The sequence below is a fragment of the Clostridium sp. MCC328 genome, from assembly GCF_018785465.1.
In the GTDB taxonomy this organism is placed as follows: Bacteria; Bacillota; Clostridia; order Lachnospirales; family Lachnospiraceae; genus Pilosibacter; species Pilosibacter fragilis.
In genome coordinates, this window is sequence record NZ_WQPW01000083.1 from 1 (window position 1) to 16,933 (window position 16,933).

The window sequence follows — 16,933 nt, forward strand, 5'->3', positions numbered from 1 at the left end:
TAATTACCTCTTTTCTCTATTGGATTTATTATATCTTATTAGCCACTACTGTTACAACGTTAGTATAGCACTTCATTTCTCAAATTCCTTTGCTTGATTGGCTTTCACAAAAAAACATCCACCAATAAACATTAGAACAAATAATACAGCCAAGGCTACTGGTTGTTTGATCCTCTTCCCGCACAATGCCTCCCACACCCTTTCGGTAATTCTCGTTTTTTCCTCATGCCTATCACATTTTACACATTGATGATTATGTTTTCCCAGATTTGTTGCTCAATTTGTATTCAAATTATACCATAAAACTTGTGAACAGTTCTACCGTCATTTTGGAATATATGAGAAAAGTCCGAACAGTTTTCTGCCCGGACTTTCTCGCTCAATCATAAATCAATTCCGCTTTCACAATCTCCTCTGCCTGTGCCTTGCAAGCGTTCATCTGCCGCACCCATTCCATTTGGTTTTTGGCTTTTAGTTGCTCGGTCACGCCGTTTTGCTCTGCCAGTGACCGCACGATCAGCTCTATGCGGTTTCGTGCCGCTTCGTCAATCTCGGCGCAATGCTCAAAGAGCTTGGTCTACTAAGCACGGTAATTGCTCTGCTTGGCGTGGCTGTGCTGATTACCTATTCCCCGCAGAATGGTGTGATTTTGCTGGTTATGGCATTTTTGATTAGCCCGATGGGGCTGCCGCTGGCTGCGATCTGGCTGCTGGGAAAGGTGCAGAGTTTGAAATTTGCGATCCAGGATTGGGTGTATGGGTAAATGATGTGAATATAATCTGGAATGAAAAAGAAGCAGGACAATGGGAGATGAGACCCAATGCCCTGCTTCTTGGTTATTTGGAATGAACGGTAGTGTATTTCTGGTTTTTGCTTTTGGGTTTGTCTGGAAACATCATTTCAAGTTTACCAGAAGATAATAAAGGCTTGAGGTAATATTTGCTGAAGTGAGAACGGCTGGAAACATCAATATATGCTTGCATTTCATCTCGACTTTTAGGGTCTGTACAAAATTCCAATAGCAAGTTTTGCTTGCTGATCACAGATGTATCATGTGCGGCATCATGTGCTGTATCATGTACGGAAGCACCGCACATGTTGTAGTTTACATTTTTCAAGATGACCCTGAAATCTGTCGCTGTTGAGGAAAATTCAGGCTTATATGCCGCTGTGTATCCAGGCAGCTTTTCGGTTTCACTGACGATTTTGCGCAGGCCACTTCCACGGCGTTCCATGTACTTCATGCGGTGGAACAGGTCAGCAATCACAGGGTTTCGTCGCATCGAACGAATACTGTAAATATCGTATTCCTGAATTGAGCCGCCGCCAAACATACCGCCCGGAGATGTGATTTCCACCCGATCATCAAACATATCAATATGGATTTCGCTGCCAAGCACAATATAGTCACGATGGATAAGCGCATTAACAAGAGCCTCTGTCACAGCTCGTTCAGCATAATCCGGCTTGTCTACCCGATACTGTGCCTTTTTGACAAAACGGACTTTGGAATTATTGCGAATAAATTCACTGCCGCTGTTCAGTAAATAAATCAAATTTCCCTCGTATTCTTTATCGTCCAGCGCATCATCAAAGATAGAGCCTTTTTCCAAGCCATTCCACCGGGTACAGAACATACGGGAGTTATAAACCGTGTGCTGATCGGTCATGAGTTTTCCGGCATTGGTCAGGAGTCCATTTTTATCAGTCAAACCAAAGGAAACATAATCGGATGGATCAAAGCGGAGACCGGTCCGTTCCAGATAGGTTGCTTCCAGAAGTGTAAAGCTGTAATCCTTTTTTACCGCGTCTGTTGTTAGGGTGTCAAAGGACTGATTGGTTCCCTTTAAGATCAGTTCATTTACAATGTAATCCGGGGCAATTACGCTTTCATTTCCAACACGGATATATGCCTCCATCACGCCGTCTGCCTTGTAATAATATGGGGTGCTACGGCCGGGAGAAACCTCCAGAGCTAATAGATTTTTACCATCTTCCTGTAATGGTTTTAAGATAAACTGAGGTAATGGTGTGATACGTTCTTTGATTAAGCGGCTGATCGCTTCAGCATCCTTTTGAACATCGGACAAGCCGATAGGCTCCCGGTCATCGGAGACTCCGAAAAACAGAGTGCCGCCGATTCCATTGGAAAAGGCACTGACACTTTTTAACCAGCTTTTTGGCTTTTTTGTTTCGAGAGCAACTTTGAAATCACATTCTGTTGCTTCAGCAATGAGCTGTTCTATCATAGAAATCCCTCCTTTGAGGTTGTAGAATGTTCTTTTTATTATACCCAGCGGAGAAAGTTATTGCAATGTCCATTGTAGAGAATCCGAACCCTCACGGAAAGAGCTATAACAAATGGTTGGGCAATCAGGCAAAGCTCTCTCACCGAGAGCTGCTCCGTGTGGCGATTGACAACGCATTATCACAAAGCCCTGCTAATTTTGAGGAGCTGCTGAAGCTGCTGCAAGAGTCCGGCTGTGAGATATCAAAGCGCGGAAAACGTATCGTCTGAAGCTCACCGGTTGGGAGAAAGCAGCCCGTATGGACAGCCTGGGCGAAGGATATGGATTGGAAGATTTGCAGGCAGTTCTCTCTGGGAAGAAAGCGCATACCCCACGAAAGAAAACGGTCACACAGGCAGAGCCGCCGAAGGTCAATCTGCTGGTGGACATTCAGGCAAAATTGCAGGCCGGAAAGGGTACTGGCTATGCTCAATGGACCAAAGTTTTCAATCTGAAGCAAATGGCGCAGACCATGAATTACTTGTCAGAGCATAACCTGCTGGAGTATGCGGTTTTGGAAGAAAAGGCTGCGGCTGCCACGGCACATCACAATGAGCTTTCGGCGCTGTCCTCAACAAGCATGCGGAGAGGAAAATCACAAAGGGATTTTCTTCTCTGCGGGCCGGTGTGTATTAACACAGGCATTGCTTGCCGGGTCACTTATACGAAGAATGCAATCAAGACAGCAGGAATTGAGACCATTAGGGCAGCCAATATCAAGAAAAAAGAAACATAAAAAAGCAGAACATTGTTAATGTCGCAATGTTCTGCTTTTTTATGTTTATGTTAGGCTTTGTTGGCAGTAGTCTACCAGAATTTTTCATTACAGTGTTTTGCTAAACGAATCAGATGGAGCTATACCCTGGATTTTCCTGTATTCTCTGGGCGACATTTTGACTATAGCCTGAAAAGCGCTTGAAAACTTTCCCTGGGTTTGGTAGCCTACCTGGGAAGCAATATCCGCGATAGTGGCATTTGTTTCCCGTAATAATTTCATAGCCTGACGCATCCGAAATTCCTTCATATAGGTGGCGATAGGCTGGCCGTAGACTGCCTTGAATATCTCCTTTAGAGTAGAGGTATTTATCAAATACTGTTTGGAAAGTTCTGCAATCGTAAATCGTTGATCCAAGTGCTCTGTCAACTGTTGATGAATTTCTTTTATCAATTCGGTTTGCTGGGAGAAGTATTGAGTCAGTTCTTTATGCTCCGATTTCATGTTGCTCAAATAAATCAAAATTTCCAGCACCTTCAATTTCAAAAGGGAAATTCGAACGGACACAGGAGCAGAAAAGAGTGGGGCAAAAATATGCTCTAAATCGGAACAGGACGGGATTGCGGATGGCTTTCCGGAGCAAAATCGATCCCGTAACTGGTCTGCCTCTACACCGGCATTCTTTAAAACTTCCGGGCAAATGGAAGAGAGCTGTTTCAGATCCACGGAAATGGAAATCCCCTCTGAATATCCTAGGGGAAACATCATGGCGGAATCCGCGCAGCAGGCCATACTGTGCGCAGTCACATCACCTGAACCTAAATAGACGGCAGTACCGCCTTGCATATTCCAACCCACGCGACCACTGCGGCAATAGTAAATTTCCAAAACAGAATCCGAAGCATCGTGCCGAAACTTGACCTCTGAAGCAAGAAAAACATTGAAGGATACCTCTATTCCAGGAAAAGTTTCATATGCCTCCATACACCCTTTTCCAGCGGTAACCGCTCGAAACTGTTCTCCAAAGAGTGCGCTACCCGTTCTACCAGCCCGGCAATGCTTCAAGGCGAGGGTGCCGTTTGGAATCTTTTGGAGTTTTTGAGCGATAACGTTGGATTCTTCTTTTTTCATGGCGTTCCTTTCTGTGTTTCTACTTGCGACGGACAGGCGATTTTTACAAGCCACTCAATCATGTGGTGGAAATTTTGGGCCGGTTCGGTATCGGCAGCTCTATAATAGACCTCTTTTCCGTCCCGGCGGCTAACGATCAGACCTGCTGATTTCAACTGCTTGAGATGGTGAGAAACTGCAGGACTGTCGTCGTAAGTCACCACCATACTGTTTTTTAACAGATTGACATTGCACTCTTGCACGCCGGTCAGGTTGGATACGCTTTTTTGTACCCTAGCTTGGCAGGCCGCACAAGTCATGCCTGTGACATTGTACTTTTCCTGCATATTGAAACCTCCTTCTCTGGAAAGTGGAATACCCATACGGGATATAGGTCTCTCCGGTTCTCAGTATAGTCCCGCAAGGAGGTTCTGTATTTCCCGTTCAGAAGAATTTTTGTCCCAAATGGAAGCGTTTCTGAAAGTCGATCCGTCATAAACGCTGCAAAGGCATCCCTTCCAACTTCATGTGATATTGTTCCAGCACATCTTTCAGCGTGATTTCTTGCATTCTTTGTTCCGCTGTTTTTTGAATGTCCAAGTAAAAATCCCGCAGCACCAGTTGGATATTTATACCCACGCCACAGGCAGGATTGGTGTGGATGTCCTGATGGAGCAGGGGCTTGTTACCCTCCACTGCCCGATAGGCATCCAGCAGAGTGATTTTCTCCGGCTCACGAGCCAGAGCAGGCCGGGGATGTCCCTTCACGCTGACCAGCAGCCCTCCTTTCCGCAAGGCGGACATGAGCTGGCGCACATAGGCGGGATTGGTTTGAACGCTTTCTGCCAGCTTGTTACTGGTCAGGTCGCAGTCTGGGTACAGAGCGATAAAAGCCAGAATATGAACAGCATCGCTAAGGCGGGTGGGATATTTCATGGACTGATCTCCTTTTTTGATGTTATTTTTATTATAACAGCATATTGACAGCAGCGCAAGAGAATGCTAAAATGATTTGAAGTAAGAATAAAAATAACACCCACATAAAAGGAATGGCGACAATGAACTTCTATGATGATTTGGTCATGCAGACCCAGATGAATTATTCCAAGTACCATCCTATCTATGCTTCCGGCAGTACGCCTTATCAGCTGACTGACAAAAAGCCGCTGCCGTATAGCGAACAGATCAATCGGTTGGTACAGGAGGTAAAGGAAGCTGACTGTGTGGTAGTGGGCGGAGCCTCCGGCCTGTCCGCTGCCGGTGGCGGAGACTTTTACTACGAGGACAACGATTCCTACCGGAAATACTTCCGGCCTTTTGCGGAGAAGTACCACTTCAAAGGTGCTTTTGCAGGGATGATGCACCCCTGGGAGACCCGGGAAGAGTATTGGGGGTATCTTGCCACCTTCCTTCACACCACCCAGATCGCACCTGTGCGTCATCCCTATCTGGATTTAGACGCTTTGCTGAAAGGCAAGGACTTCTTCATCCTCACCACCAACCAGGATACCCAGTTTGTCAAACTCTACCCGGAGGAGAAGGTGGCGGAAATCCAGGGAGATCACCGGTTCTTCCAGTGTGCTGCCTGCTGCACCGATGACACCTGGGATGCGGTAAAGCCAGTGACTGATATGGTGGCCGCTATGGGGGATGGCACGAAGATTCCCACCGATCTCATTCCCCGGTGTCCGCACTGCGGCGGCGAGGCTTTCCCGTGGGTGCGAGGATATGGGAATTTCCTGCAAGGAAAGAAATATGAAGAACAGTACGAAAAAATTTCTCGCTATGTACTGGAACACAAAGACAGCAAAATTCTGTTCCTGGAGTTGGGCGTTGGCCGAATGACTCCCATGTTTATCCAGGAGCCTTTCTGGAACCTGACCCTCAGCTTTCCCCATGCTCGATATATTGCTATCAACGACAAATATGACTTACTGCCCAAGCAGTTGGAGGATAAGGGCATGACCATTGTGGCCGACATTGCTCAAGTGCTGCGGGATGCACGGAACACCATGGAAAGCGGAGATAACGATCAATGAGGGTTGGAAACCAAGCGGCGCTTCAGGAACTTGCCGAGCGTATTGCTCAAGCAGACGCCGTTGTGATCGGAGGCGGCTCCGGCCTGTCAAGCGCAGCTGGATACGACCACTACCATTGGTCCCCGGCACTTTTTTTCGGGTATTTCCCCAGAAACAAATTTGTGCCTTTCAGGGAGACTTTAGCTACTGCCAATGCAGCCAGCCCTGCCGGGATGATATTTGGGAAAACCGCGAAATAGTGAAGGAACTGACTGGTTACTTGGTAGGTGTTCGCCTGCCGGAGGAAGCTGTTCCTCGTTGCCCGGATTGCGGGCGGATGCTGGTGCCCTGGGTACGAGATGATACCTTCCTGGAGGGAACCTTCTGGCAGGATAGTCTGCACCGCTACCATAGATTCCTGCGACGCTGGATAATGGATCAGTCCGACAAAAAAGTCCTGCTGTTGGAACTTGGCGTGGGTGAGATGACGCCCAGTATCATCAAACTACCCTTCTGGGAACTTACTGCCAAAAACGAAAACGTCTTTTATGCATGTCTTAATCGAGAGGTATCTCATAGGCCAGAGCATCTGCGGGGACGCAGCCTGTATCTGCAAGGAGATTTGGCGGAAACTCTAGCTGCCCTCCGGCAGATCCATCGCAGCAACCATAAAATAGAAAGGGGCGAACGAATATGATAGATTGGAACCCTATTGCGGAAAAATTCAGAGAAGCGGACGCTATCTTGATCGGGGCCAGTAACGGACTGTCCATCACCGAAGGACTGCATTTGTTTGCGGACAATGCGGCCTTTGAAAGACTGTTTGGGGATTTTAAACGGAAATACGGCCTTGGGTGTATTTTGCAGGGCATGATGGCTGGATGGCCCAGCGAGGAGGAAAAATGGGCCTTCTGGGCCCGGCTCGTCCATCATTACTGCGGGCAGTACCAGCCTACGCCGGTGATGAACAATTTGAAGGCCATTGTGGGAGAGAAAGATTACTTTGTCGTCACATCAAACGGAGAAGGTCACTTTGAACTGTGTGGCTTCGATCCGTCGAAAATCTATGAGATTGAGGGCAACTGGTTTACTATGCAGTGTGCCCGCCCCTGCCACGACACCATCTATCCTAGTCTGGCGGTGGCAGAAAAATTATCGGCTGCCGAACAGAGCGGCCATGTGCCTACAGAATTGGTGCCGCGCTGTCCCAAGTGCGGCGGTCCCATGGACATCCACATGGGTGCGGGTCAGAGAATGATTCCGGATACCGCTGCCCAGGCACGGTTCCAAAACTTTCTGAAAACCTACCACGGGAAGAAACTGGTGGTTTTGGAGCTGGGCATTGGCTGGCGCAATCAGCTGATCAAGGCCCCGATGATGCGCCTGGTGGCCAGCGAGCCAAACGCCACTTATGTGACCCTCAATCTTGGTGAGATCTACATTGCGGACAATATCAAAGAAAAGTCCTTCGGTCTAGACGGGCGACTGGATGAGCTGCTGGCTGCTCTCCGGGAGGCGTGCGAGGCATGAAGTTTGTGGGGACCGTAATCATCTATGCCTATTTGCAGGCGGTGGGAGTTATCAACTCTCATGAATCAGGTTGCTTCCTGAATCCTTTGCAGCAGTAGAAAATGCAGAAAATAAAACGCCGGGAAGTTGACTCAAATTTTCAATGCCTCCCGGCTATTATCTTGCAGATTAATATAGTTAGAATCATGGTATATATTTCATTCCCCATTGGGAAATGGCGTAAAAGACCGGCAACAGATCCCGTCCTTTCTCGGTGAGGGAGTATTCCACCCGTAGGGGCATTTCATTATATTGGATGCGCTGGATCAATTCATCCGATTCCAGCTCCTTCAGGGCGTTGGTCAGAGCTGTGTTGGTGATGGGCTTGAGAACTTTTTTCAGTTCCCCAAACCGCATGGGACACTTGATGCATAGTTCATAAAGAATTTGGAGTTTCCATTTGCCCTGAAGCATTTGAACCACCGGCGTGACCGGGCAGTTTCCATCATCGGTTAGAATGACACTGCTCACCTTTTCTTTGAATTCTTCATAAGTCATGATTGGATTTTTCCTCGTCTTTTGCAGTATATTTTTTGATACCAGGTACAAATAATTTGCGTACTTGAACAAAAATTGCTATTAGGTATAATAAATATATCACTAGTTGGCCGAGCAGTCAACGACTGAAATTTCTTAGAAAGGTCTGAATGACATGAAAGAACTGAACATTATGGAGGCTACTGTTCTGACCTCCCCCAATCCGCTGACACTGATCTGCTCTAAAAAGGAGGACGGTTCTACGAACCTGGCTCCCATTTGCTTTGTGTCTTACCTCTCCTTCAACCCACCCATGGTGGGCTTCGCCACTGGAAAACAGTCCCACACCGGTAAGCAGGTACGAGAGACTGGAAAGGTGATTGTCACCGTTCCTGGCGAGAGTCTTGCCCAGACGGTGATGGCCTGCGGAGCGTCTACCGGTGCCAAGACCGACAAGGTGGCCGCCAACAACATCGAGATGATGGCTGTGGAGGGCAGTGACATCCAGATTCCGGTGGATACTCGTCTGGCGATGGTGGCCACCCTGCAGCAGTCGGTGGAAGTTGGCGACCATATCCTGCACATCTGTCAGGTGGACAAGTTCCTGGGCGATGAGGACAAGAAGGGGCTGTATGCCTGGAACGGCTTCGGGAAAGTTGCGCCTGCGGTAGAAGGCTAAATCTTAAAACCGAAAGGAGGCGTTAGTGGTGGCTGTTTGTATTAAAGACTGTATTCAGAACATGAATCTGGTGATCGGCTGTACTATTGGTTGCAGCTACTGCTACGCCAGAAACAATGTCCGCCGGTTTCACATGATCGACGACTTTGAAAAGCCGGAGTTTTTTCCCAATAAGCTGCGGCTGATGGAGAAAAAGCGCCACAGAATTTTCTGCTCACCGGCATGAGCGATTTTTCCCACTGGAAGCCAGAGTGGCGGGAACAGATATTTGCCAAGATGACTGAAAATCCGCAGCACCAATATCTGTTTTTGACCAAGCGACCGGAGGATATTGTGTTTTCCACTACCCTAGAGAATGCTTGGTTTGGTGTAACTGTTACCTCCAGTAAAGAGAAAAACCGTATCCGGACTTTGCGGGAGCATATCCATGGCGGACACTATCATGTGACCTTTGAACCTATGTTTGATGGTGTTGGTGTGGTGGACCTTACCGGAATTGAGTGGATCGTCATTGGGACTGAGACCGGACATAGGAAGGGCAAATCCGTATCGAATCTGGAATGGGTGTGGAACCTGACACATCAGGCCCATGCGCTTGGCATCCCTGTATTCATGAAGGAAGATCTACTTCCTATCATGGGAGAAACACATATGGTACAAGAATTTCCCCCGGCTTTTTACCGGGTATTGGAGGAACAGAAGACATGGCGGAAGTGAAAGATAGCAGCATTCTGATTCAGGATGTAGAAACCAAAAATATTATGACAAAATCCACCCTGCCGGTGGGCGGCTATTCCGTCAATCCTTATGTGGGCTGTACCCATAGCTGCAAATACTGCTACGCCTCGTTTATGAAGCGATTTACCGGGCACACCGAACCGTGGGGTACATTCCTGGATGTGAAGCATTGGCCGGCAATCAAAAATCCGCAAAAGTACAAAGGGCAGCGCGTAGTCATCGGTTCTGTGACCGATGGCTATCTGCCCCAGGAGGCTCAGTTTCAGAACACCCGAAAGCTTCTTGAGCAGCTTCGGGGCAGCGAGGCGAAAATTCTCATCTGTACCAAGTCAGACTTGGTAATCCGTGATATCGACCTTCTGAAAGAACTGGGAAAGGTCACGGTTTCCTGGTCGATCAATACGCTGGACGAGGATTTCAAAAACGATATGGACAATGCCGTCAGCATCAAGCGGCGGCTGGATGCCATGAAGCAGGTTTATGACGCAGGTATCCGCACCGTGTGCTTTATCGCTCCGGTTTTTCCGGGTATCACGGATTTTGAGGCTATCTTCCATCAGGTCAGAAATCAATGCGACCTGATATGGTTAGAAAATCTAAACCTGCGAGGCGGCTTCAAAAAAGACATCCTTGACTATATACGTAAAAAATATCCTGACTTGGTTCCGCTGTACGACGTTATCTACAACAAGGGAGACAGAAGCTACTTCTGTGGTTTGGAGGATCAAGCGGAACGGCTGGCGAAAGAATACAGCTGTCCCTTCGTGGACAACGAGCTGCCCTACGGACGAGCAGAGCCTGGGCAACCCGTAATTGTGGATTACTTTTACCATGAGGAAGTGCGTGGCTCGGAAAACACCGGGCGACGCAACCCCAAAAAATAATTTGTGAAATAAAAGGGTTCTGACATGGAGCTGTGCTTCAATGTCAGAACCTTTTTTTCAGCACTGTTTACCCATTCAGAAGTTTTCTTCCCCCCCTTGGAAGGACTTGCACTACGTCCATTGCCGCAGCTCTTTTGATGTGGAAAGTCGTATTTCCGTTCATCGGATGGGTATTCGGCGGAATTTTCGGTGGTATGAGTTTTTCGTTCACGAGTATTGTGGATTTCTTCAAATCCCTGTTCTAATTAATAATTTTCAAACAGAAAACAATGGATGAATATAATGATGTCACAACAAAACGAGAGGAGAAAACCATGAAGAAAGTATTGTTGGCCATCGGAGGCGGCATTGGCGTCATTGTAGGTGCGATCTTGATTTGGAAGTTTGTACTTCCGTTTATTGGCTTCGTTTTTCAGCCCATTTGGAGGTTTCTGTCCGCTTTACTAAACCGACATGAGCATAAACGACAGCGTCCCGGTTCATAATGATTGGGACGCTGCTTATTATATCATTGTATTATGCGAACTCATTCCTCGAACAGATACAGAAGATATCCGTAACCCTCTGCATTCATCTTTGCGTAAGGCACAAAGCGCAGGGCCGCACTGTTGATGCAGTAGCGCACGCCATTGGGGGACTCCGGATCGCCTGTGAACACATGACCAAGGTGAGAATCTCCGGCACGGCTTCTGACCTCTGTACGGCGCATGCCGTGGCTCAGGTCCTCCAGTTCCACCACGGCAGGCTCTTCAATGGGCTTTGTGAAAGCCGGCCAGCCGCAGCCGCTCTCGTACTTATCCGTGGAGGAAAAGAGCGGCTCGCCGGTGACGACATCCACATAGATGCCCTTTTCAAACTTATCCCAGAACTCGCCTGTGAAAGCGCGCTCTGTGCCGCTCTCCTGCGTAACACGGTACTGCTCCGCCGTCAGCTTGTCCCGGATGGATTCCGCCGCGGGCTTCTGATAGTCGCCCGGATCGATGCGCAGCCGGGAAAACAGCTCCATCTCCGCGCGCGGGATGTGGCAGTAGCCGTTCGGGTTCTTTTCGAGGTAGTTCTGGTGGTACTCCTCGGCGGGGTAATAGTTCTTGAGTGGACCTATCTCCACGAAGAACTTTTCACTGCGTCCCCGCTCGATCTCCGCGATGCGCTCCACCGTTTCCTTCGCGCTTTCGTTGGTGTAATAGACACCGGTCTGATACTGGCTGCCCCGGTCGTTGCCCTGCCGGTTCTCCACCGTGGGGTCGATCACATAGAAGTAGGCCAGCAGCAGGGCGTCGAGACTCACCTGTCCGGGGTCATACTCCACCCGCACGGTCTCCCGGAAGCCGGTGTTCCCTTTGCAGACGGTCTTGTAATCGGCATCCGCCTCGCAGGTGCCGTTGGCATAGCCGCTCTCGGCATCAATGACGCCGGGGATGGACTGCATCAGCTGTTCCATGCCCCAGAAGCAGCCGCCCGCCAGATATATGACATTTTCCGTGGTATCCATATACATGCTTCCTTCACCAGACATATCAGAGGGCTGTCCGGTCATTTCCTTCTCGTCCGTTTTCTGCGGCATATTTTTCTGCCCGGCGGCGCAGCCGCTCAGCAGCAGTACCGCGGTGAGCAGAAGCGGCAATACTCTCCGATACATGGTGTATCCTCCTTTCTGAGAAGATAAATTCGTTTGTCAGCCCATATCGGCGGTAAGAGCCTGGTCGATGAGCTTTTGCAGCGTCTCCGCCTGCTTCTTTTCCGTGATGGCGCCTACGATGGGTTCACCCACGATATTGCCGCTGCGGTCGACCACATAGGTGGTAGGATAGGCAAAGATGTTGGTGGTAAACTTTCCCGCCTCACCGTCGGAGTCAAAATACACATTCTGATAGGCGGCGCCCTTCTTGGCAAGCACATCCTTCGCCTCGGAAATTGCTGTTTCGTCGCCGTCCAGCGTGAAGGTGTTGACGCCGATGAGGGAGCCGCCCTTCTCCGCCAGTTCCTTGTTCAGCGCATCCAGCTCGGAAAGCTCGCCTACGCAGGGATTGCAGGTGGTGAACCAGAAATTCACCACGGTGACGGCGTTGGCGGAGAACAGCTCGTCGCTCTTCACCGTGTTGCCATCCAGGTCCTTGCCCTCGAAGACGGGGAATTTCTGCATGCTGCCGTCATCAGGCGGCGTGGTCATGTCGCTGCCCGCGGGCATACTCATAGCGCCATCCATGGATTTCTGCATGATCTCGGGATACTTATCTTCCAGCTCGGTCAGCCTGTTTTCAATATTGCTGATCTCCGTGGCTGACTCCTTCAGCCACTCATACTCCTTGTCGGTGAACTGCTCTTTAGCAGCCTCGATGGTATCCAGCAGGAAGTCGCCGTAGTTTTTCCCGTCCTCGATCATGGCCATGCCCTTGTCAGCCTCCACAAAGACCTTTTCCCACAGCTCGGCATTTTCCGACAGGATCGCGTTCTCCTGCTCCAGCAGCTCCTTGTGCAGGGCGAGCGCCTCCTCGGCGTTTTTCGGCTCACCAGTCATGGCGGAGCCGTTGCCGCTCGTGTTGCCCATCTTGTCATTGTTCTTCATGCCGCAGGCCGCCAGGGCCAGCACCATCAGCACGGCAAAAGCCAGTGCAAAAATTCTCTTCCTGTTCATTTTGATTCCTCCATCGTTGTTTTCTTTGTTGTTTCTTCCCCGTTGCCGAAGCCGTAGCGGAAGCACACGGCGTTCGTCGGACAGGCGCGGATGCACATTCCGCAGCGGATGCACTCGGTATGGTTGGGCGTTTTCGTCACATCCACATCCATCTTGCAGGCTCTGGCGCATTTCCCGCAGGAAACGCACTTATTCTTATCCACCTTCATCTGGAAGAGGGACACCCGGTTGAACAGCGCGTAGAACGCGCCCAGCGGGCAGAGCCACTTGCAGAACGGTCGGTAGAACAGTACGCTCAGCGCAATCACCGACAGCAGGATGCTGAATTTCCATGTAAACAGCTTGCCCAGCGCCGCCCGGATGCCGGAATTGGCAAGGGACAGCGGGATGGCTCCCTCCAGCACGCCTTGGGGGCAGAGGTATTTGCAGAAGAACGGGTCACCCATGCCAACATCGTTCACAAGGAACGCCGGTAGCAGGAAAACCATCACCAGCAGGACAGCGTATTTCAGGTATGTCAGCGGCTTCAGCCTCTTTGTAGAAAGCTTCTTAGTGGGGATTTTGTGCAGCAGCTCCTGAAACCAGCCGAAGGGGCATAGAAAGCCGCAGATAAAGCGCCCCAGCAGCACGCCCAGCAGAATGAGAAAGCCTGTGATATAGTATGAGAAGCTGAACCTGGAAGACCCCACCACCGCCTGAAACGCCCCAATGGGGCAGGCCCCGGACGCCGCCGGACAGGAGTAGCAGTTCAGCCCCGGCACGCAGGCGGTCTTCCCCGCCCCCTGATACAGTCCGCCCTTGAGAAAGTTCGGCAGGTGCAGGTTGGTCAGCAGCGTCGCCCCCGCCTGAATCCAGCCCCGGAAGCGGGTCATGGTCTGTGAAACGCCTGAAAACTTTTTATCCAATTCCCACACACTCCAGACATAATTTGATTGCTTTGCTCAGCACTGTCGCCGCCTCGCCCCGCCAGACACCGAAGCACAGCATGGCGGCTCCGGCCATCAGCAGCACGATCTGCGCCGCTGCCTTTTTCCTACAGCTCATTTTTCATCACCCTTTCCGATTTTCTGCCCCCATCATAGCGCGGGAGAGTTAAAGTCTATGTTAAGAACGAAAATTTAACGCAAACCTTATCTGTTTTTGCTATAATGAAAGCAACACAAAAACGAAGAAATAAAAAGGAGGGCTCTTATGCACCTTTTAGTAATTGAAGATGAACGCGCCCTGTGCGAGACCATCGTTCGCAGCCTGCGGCGGCTGGCCTACAGCGTGGATTTCTGCTATGACGGGGAAACGGCACTGGAGCTTCTGGGCGTGGAACGATACGATCTGGTGCTTCTTGATCTGAATCTGCCGAAAAAGGACGGCATGACGGTGCTGCGCACCCTGCGGCAGACCGACCGGGAGACGCGGGTGCTGATCCTCTCCGCCCGCAGCGAAGTGGAGGACAAGGTGCAGGGGCTGGATGCCGGGGCAAATGACTATCTGGCGAAGCCCTTCCACTTGGCGGAGCTGGAGGCCCGCATCCGCAGCCTGACATTGCGGCAGTTCACCCAGCAGGATGTGCTGCTAAGCTGCGGAGGCCTGACCTTTGACACCCGCTCCCGTACCGCCACCGTCAACGGGCAGACGCTGACGCTGACCCGCAAGGAAACGGGGATACTCGAATACCTGATGGTGCATCAGGGGCGGCCCGTGAGTCAGGAGGAGCTGATGGATCACGTTTGGGACAACAGCGTGGACAGCTTCAGCAATTCCATTCGCGTCCACATCTCCGCCCTGCGCAAAAAGCTCCGCGCCGTGCTGGGCTATGACCCCATCCGCAACCGCATCGGCGAGGGCTATCTGATGGGAGGCGAGGAAGCATGAAGCGTCTTTCTTTGCAGTGGCGCATCACGCTGATGACCGTCCTGCTCATCGGCATCACCTGCGTGGTCATGAATTTGCTGCTGTGCACCTCCGGTGTGTACTATATGGACACCATTGCGGACAGCTTACAAGGCGGCGGCACGGTGATCCTGAATGATGGCGGAGCGGCGAGCTTTGACCCGCAGCTCATAGCGCCCAACGAGGAGTTGACCATCGTCGTCGATGGGGTGCAGGGGCGCTTCCGCACCACCAACTGGTACATCACGGCGGCGGTAACGCTGCTCAGCGGCATCCTCGCCTATTTCGTCAGCGGACGCGCTCTCAAGCCCCTGCGCAGCTTTACCTCGCAGGTGGAGCAGGTGCAGCTGAACAATCTTGCTGATATGAGGATTGATGAAGACGCTATTTCGGAGTTCCGGCAGCTGAGCCGCTCGTTCAACCAGATGCTGGAGCGGCTGAACAACGCCTTTTCCGCCCAGCGGCAGTTCACCGGAAACGCCGCCCACGAGCTGCGCACGCCACTGGCACTAATGCAGGCGCAGTTGGAGCTGTTTTCCGCGGAGCATCCTGATGTGCGGCCGGAGACAGCGGAGTTCCTCACGCTTTTGCGTGAGCAGACGGAACGGCTGATACAGTTGACCAGGACACTGCTGGAGATGAGCAATCTGCGGCAGGTGGAGCGGAACGAGCGGATCCAGCTCGCTCCCATGATCGAGGAGATCTTCACAGATCTTGCGCCGCTCTCAGATAAGCTCGGCGTCACGCTGACGGCGGAGGGCGACGGCATTATGACCGGCAGCGATGCACTGATCTACCGGCTGATCTTCAACCTGACGGAGAATGCTGTCAAGTACAACCGGCCGGGCGGCTCGGTACGGGTTTTTGTCACTCAGGAGTTGGAAAAGCTCCTGCTCCGCGTCTCCGACACCGGCTGCGGCATCCCGGAGGTGTATCAGCGCAGTATCTTCCAGCCCTTCTTCCGGGTGGACAAGTCCCGCAGCCGGGAATACGGTGGCGCAGGACTGGGGCTCTCACTGGTATGGGAGATCGCCGACCTCCACGGCGGCTCCGTTTGGGTGGAGAAAAGTTCGGAGAAGGGCACTACCATTGCGGTGGGGTTGCCAACGCAACAATCAACGAAGCCCTAAAACCCTTTTATTCGTTTTTCGCCGCTTCGCTTGCCGCCCTGCGGCGTTCCTCTCCGTAAGGGGCGGTCAGCCTGTTTTTGAGGTCGGTGTTGTGGGATAATGCGTTTTTTCCGGCTCTACACAGGAATCAGCGAGCTTCGTCCCTCGTGACCGTTTTTTCTCTGAGCGGATGGAAGAATCGCCACAGATTATTACGCTGAATTACATGAAGAGGCACTCCAGCTGCCGGAGGATGCTGGTGACGAGGACGAAGAAGTGGATGTCAACGAGGACTACGAAGCAGAATCGGACGATGAACCTGTCTGATTAAGGCAGTGTTGACCTGTGGGGCGGCTGAGAAGCCGCCCCTTTTACATAGCTAAATGGTTTGTGAATGAACTATTTTGAGCTATGAAGCTATGGAATCTGTAGGTGATATCTGGTAAAATAGGAGGTAAGAACAGCGATGCAAGTCGAAATTTATGGAGGTGTTTAGAATGAAACAGAAAGTACCTATGATATGCAACATTGTGAGTCTCATTCTGTTGATTGTATTTGTTATTAAGAGCATCGTTGATTATACTCAATACTCAACATCGCTAAACTCTGCGCCTTTTTATTTGTGGGTGTTAGTAAATGCTTTGTTTTTGGTAATTCCTGCAATTATTTTGTTCGTTATTGGTTTCGTTGTAAAGAAGAAACAGTAAACAATTTCCAATTTATAAAGGAGAATATTGATGAAACTATTTTTATGTTCGCACTTTTCAAGTGTAGGAAGTCTGATAAAGGAAGAAATTGAAAATAAGAAAGTCGCATTTATTCCA

At 50.5% G+C, this 16,933-nt stretch carries 18 protein-coding genes and 6 pseudogenes; 14 read left to right on the forward strand and 10 right to left on the reverse strand.

What is annotated here, in order from left to right; all coding sequences use genetic code 11:
- Positions 1-379: 379 nt before the first annotated feature.
- Positions 380-574, reverse strand: a pseudogene (locus tag GPK83_RS12150) (TnpV protein); the annotation flags it as partial.
- On the opposite strand from GPK83_RS12150, the pseudogene GPK83_RS12155 reads away from it, so the two are divergent.
- Positions 560-763 (forward strand): annotated as a pseudogene (locus GPK83_RS12155) (CD1845 family protein); the annotation flags it as partial. The pseudogenes GPK83_RS12150 and GPK83_RS12155 overlap by 15 nt on opposite strands.
- A gap of 73 nt (positions 764-836) precedes the next feature.
- Here GPK83_RS12155 and GPK83_RS12160 read toward each other — a convergent pair.
- Entirely contained in the window at positions 837-2,249 is a 1,413-nt protein-coding gene (locus GPK83_RS12160; RefSeq protein ID WP_215704893.1) for an ATP-binding protein, read from the reverse strand.
- A 65-nt stretch (positions 2,250-2,314) separates the two neighbouring features.
- Here GPK83_RS12160 and GPK83_RS12165 point away from each other — a divergent pair.
- Positions 2,315-2,853: pseudogene (locus tag GPK83_RS12165) on the forward strand (relaxase); the annotation flags it as partial.
- A gap of 258 nt (positions 2,854-3,111) precedes the next feature.
- On the opposite strand, the gene GPK83_RS12170 reads toward GPK83_RS12165, so the two are convergent.
- The 3 genes from GPK83_RS12170 to GPK83_RS12180 form a co-directional block, all read right to left on the reverse strand.
- The gene (locus GPK83_RS12170) at positions 3,112-4,134 is read right to left on the reverse strand and encodes an AraC family transcriptional regulator (RefSeq protein WP_215704894.1); all 1,023 of its coding nucleotides are present in this window, start codon (positions 4,132-4,134) and stop codon (positions 3,112-3,114) included.
- Positions 4,131-4,460 carry a cation transporter gene (locus GPK83_RS12175; RefSeq protein ID WP_117513942.1) on the reverse strand — a complete coding sequence of 110 codons (330 nt, stop codon included), beginning with the start codon at positions 4,458-4,460 and terminating at the stop codon, positions 4,131-4,133. The genes GPK83_RS12170 and GPK83_RS12175 overlap by 4 nt, the downstream gene beginning before the upstream one ends.
- A gap of 145 nt (positions 4,461-4,605) precedes the next feature.
- Positions 4,606-5,049, reverse strand: a complete 444-nt coding sequence (locus GPK83_RS12180; protein WP_117513944.1) for an Rrf2 family transcriptional regulator — start codon at positions 5,047-5,049, stop codon at positions 4,606-4,608.
- Positions 5,050-5,171: 122 nt separating this feature from the next.
- On the opposite strand from GPK83_RS12180, the gene GPK83_RS12185 reads away from it, so the two are divergent.
- The 5 genes and pseudogenes from GPK83_RS12185 to GPK83_RS12200 all read left to right on the forward strand — a co-directional run.
- A complete protein-coding gene (locus tag GPK83_RS12185) occupies positions 5,172-6,152 on the forward strand; it encodes an NAD-dependent protein deacetylase (protein ID WP_207705901.1) in 981 nt (326 codons plus the stop codon).
- A complete protein-coding gene (locus tag GPK83_RS16940; protein WP_252196345.1) occupies positions 6,149-6,391 on the forward strand; it encodes a hypothetical protein in 243 nt (80 codons plus the stop codon). Before GPK83_RS12185 ends, GPK83_RS16940 begins: the two co-directional genes overlap by 4 nt.
- A complete protein-coding gene (locus GPK83_RS16945) occupies positions 6,391-6,828 on the forward strand; it encodes a hypothetical protein (protein ID WP_252196346.1) in 438 nt (145 codons plus the stop codon). Before GPK83_RS16940 ends, GPK83_RS16945 begins: the two co-directional genes overlap by 1 nt.
- Positions 6,825-7,661 (forward strand): NAD-dependent protein deacetylase, SIR2 family, encoded by an 837-nt coding sequence (locus GPK83_RS12195; RefSeq protein WP_215704895.1) that lies wholly within the window; start codon positions 6,825-6,827, stop codon positions 7,659-7,661. Before GPK83_RS16945 ends, GPK83_RS12195 begins: the two co-directional genes overlap by 4 nt.
- Positions 7,652-7,759, forward strand: a pseudogene (locus tag GPK83_RS12200) (DNA-3-methyladenine glycosylase I); the annotation flags it as partial. The gene GPK83_RS12195 and the pseudogene GPK83_RS12200, both read left to right, overlap by 10 nt.
- A gap of 85 nt (positions 7,760-7,844) precedes the next feature.
- Here GPK83_RS12200 and GPK83_RS12205 read toward each other — a convergent pair.
- On the reverse strand, positions 7,845-8,198 hold the full coding sequence (locus GPK83_RS12205) for a helix-turn-helix domain-containing protein (RefSeq protein ID WP_117513949.1): 354 nt from the start codon (positions 8,196-8,198) through the stop codon (positions 7,845-7,847).
- A 154-nt stretch (positions 8,199-8,352) separates the two neighbouring features.
- Here GPK83_RS12205 and GPK83_RS12210 point away from each other — a divergent pair, with 154 nt between their 5' ends.
- From GPK83_RS12210 to GPK83_RS12225, 4 genes and pseudogenes are all read left to right on the forward strand, one after another.
- Positions 8,353-8,856, forward strand: coding sequence for a flavin reductase family protein (locus tag GPK83_RS12210; protein WP_117484735.1), 504 nt, complete (start codon positions 8,353-8,355; stop codon positions 8,854-8,856).
- Positions 8,857-8,884: 28 nt separating this feature from the next.
- Positions 8,885-9,573: pseudogene (locus tag GPK83_RS12215) on the forward strand (radical SAM mobile pair protein A).
- Positions 9,561-10,478 carry a radical SAM mobile pair protein B gene (locus tag GPK83_RS12220; protein ID WP_215704896.1) on the forward strand — a complete coding sequence of 306 codons (918 nt, stop codon included), beginning with the start codon at positions 9,561-9,563 and terminating at the stop codon, positions 10,476-10,478. The pseudogene GPK83_RS12215 and the gene GPK83_RS12220 overlap by 13 nt, the downstream one beginning before the upstream one ends.
- 314 nt (positions 10,479-10,792) lie before the next feature.
- Positions 10,793-10,963: a hypothetical protein gene (locus GPK83_RS12225; RefSeq protein ID WP_176834885.1), complete on the forward strand. Its 171-nt coding sequence runs from the start codon at positions 10,793-10,795 to the stop codon at positions 10,961-10,963.
- A 41-nt stretch (positions 10,964-11,004) separates the two neighbouring features.
- Here GPK83_RS12225 and msrB read toward each other — a convergent pair whose 3' ends face one another.
- Genes msrB through GPK83_RS12245 form a run of 4 tightly spaced genes read right to left on the reverse strand, consistent with a single transcriptional unit; the run spans position 11,005 to position 14,157 of the window.
- Positions 11,005-12,117 (reverse strand): peptide-methionine (R)-S-oxide reductase MsrB, encoded by a 1,113-nt coding sequence (gene msrB, locus GPK83_RS12230; protein ID WP_117513953.1) that lies wholly within the window; start codon positions 12,115-12,117, stop codon positions 11,005-11,007.
- 36 nt (positions 12,118-12,153) lie between these two features.
- On the reverse strand, positions 12,154-13,113 hold the full coding sequence (locus GPK83_RS12235; protein WP_215704897.1) for a TlpA disulfide reductase family protein: 960 nt from the start codon (positions 13,111-13,113) through the stop codon (positions 12,154-12,156).
- Positions 13,110-13,985: a 4Fe-4S binding protein gene (locus GPK83_RS12240; protein WP_215704899.1), complete on the reverse strand. Its 876-nt coding sequence runs from the start codon at positions 13,983-13,985 to the stop codon at positions 13,110-13,112. The genes GPK83_RS12235 and GPK83_RS12240 overlap by 4 nt, the downstream gene beginning before the upstream one ends.
- A 25-nt stretch (positions 13,986-14,010) precedes the next feature.
- Entirely contained in the window at positions 14,011-14,157 is a 147-nt protein-coding gene (locus GPK83_RS12245; protein WP_015553408.1) for a CD1871A family CXXC motif-containing protein, read from the reverse strand.
- 147 nt (positions 14,158-14,304) lie between these two features.
- Between GPK83_RS12245 and GPK83_RS12250 the strand changes: the two genes are divergently transcribed.
- The 3 genes and pseudogenes from GPK83_RS12250 to GPK83_RS12260 form a co-directional block, all read left to right on the forward strand.
- Complete coding sequence (locus tag GPK83_RS12250; protein ID WP_015553409.1) at positions 14,305-14,982, forward strand: response regulator transcription factor; 678 nt, start codon at positions 14,305-14,307, stop codon at positions 14,980-14,982.
- Positions 14,979-16,130 carry an ATP-binding protein gene (locus tag GPK83_RS12255; protein WP_215704898.1) on the forward strand — a complete coding sequence of 384 codons (1,152 nt, stop codon included), beginning with the start codon at positions 14,979-14,981 and terminating at the stop codon, positions 16,128-16,130. Before GPK83_RS12250 ends, GPK83_RS12255 begins: the two co-directional genes overlap by 4 nt.
- Before the next feature lie 716 nt (positions 16,131-16,846).
- Positions 16,847-16,933 (forward strand): annotated as a pseudogene (locus GPK83_RS12260) (peptidase S51); the annotation flags it as partial.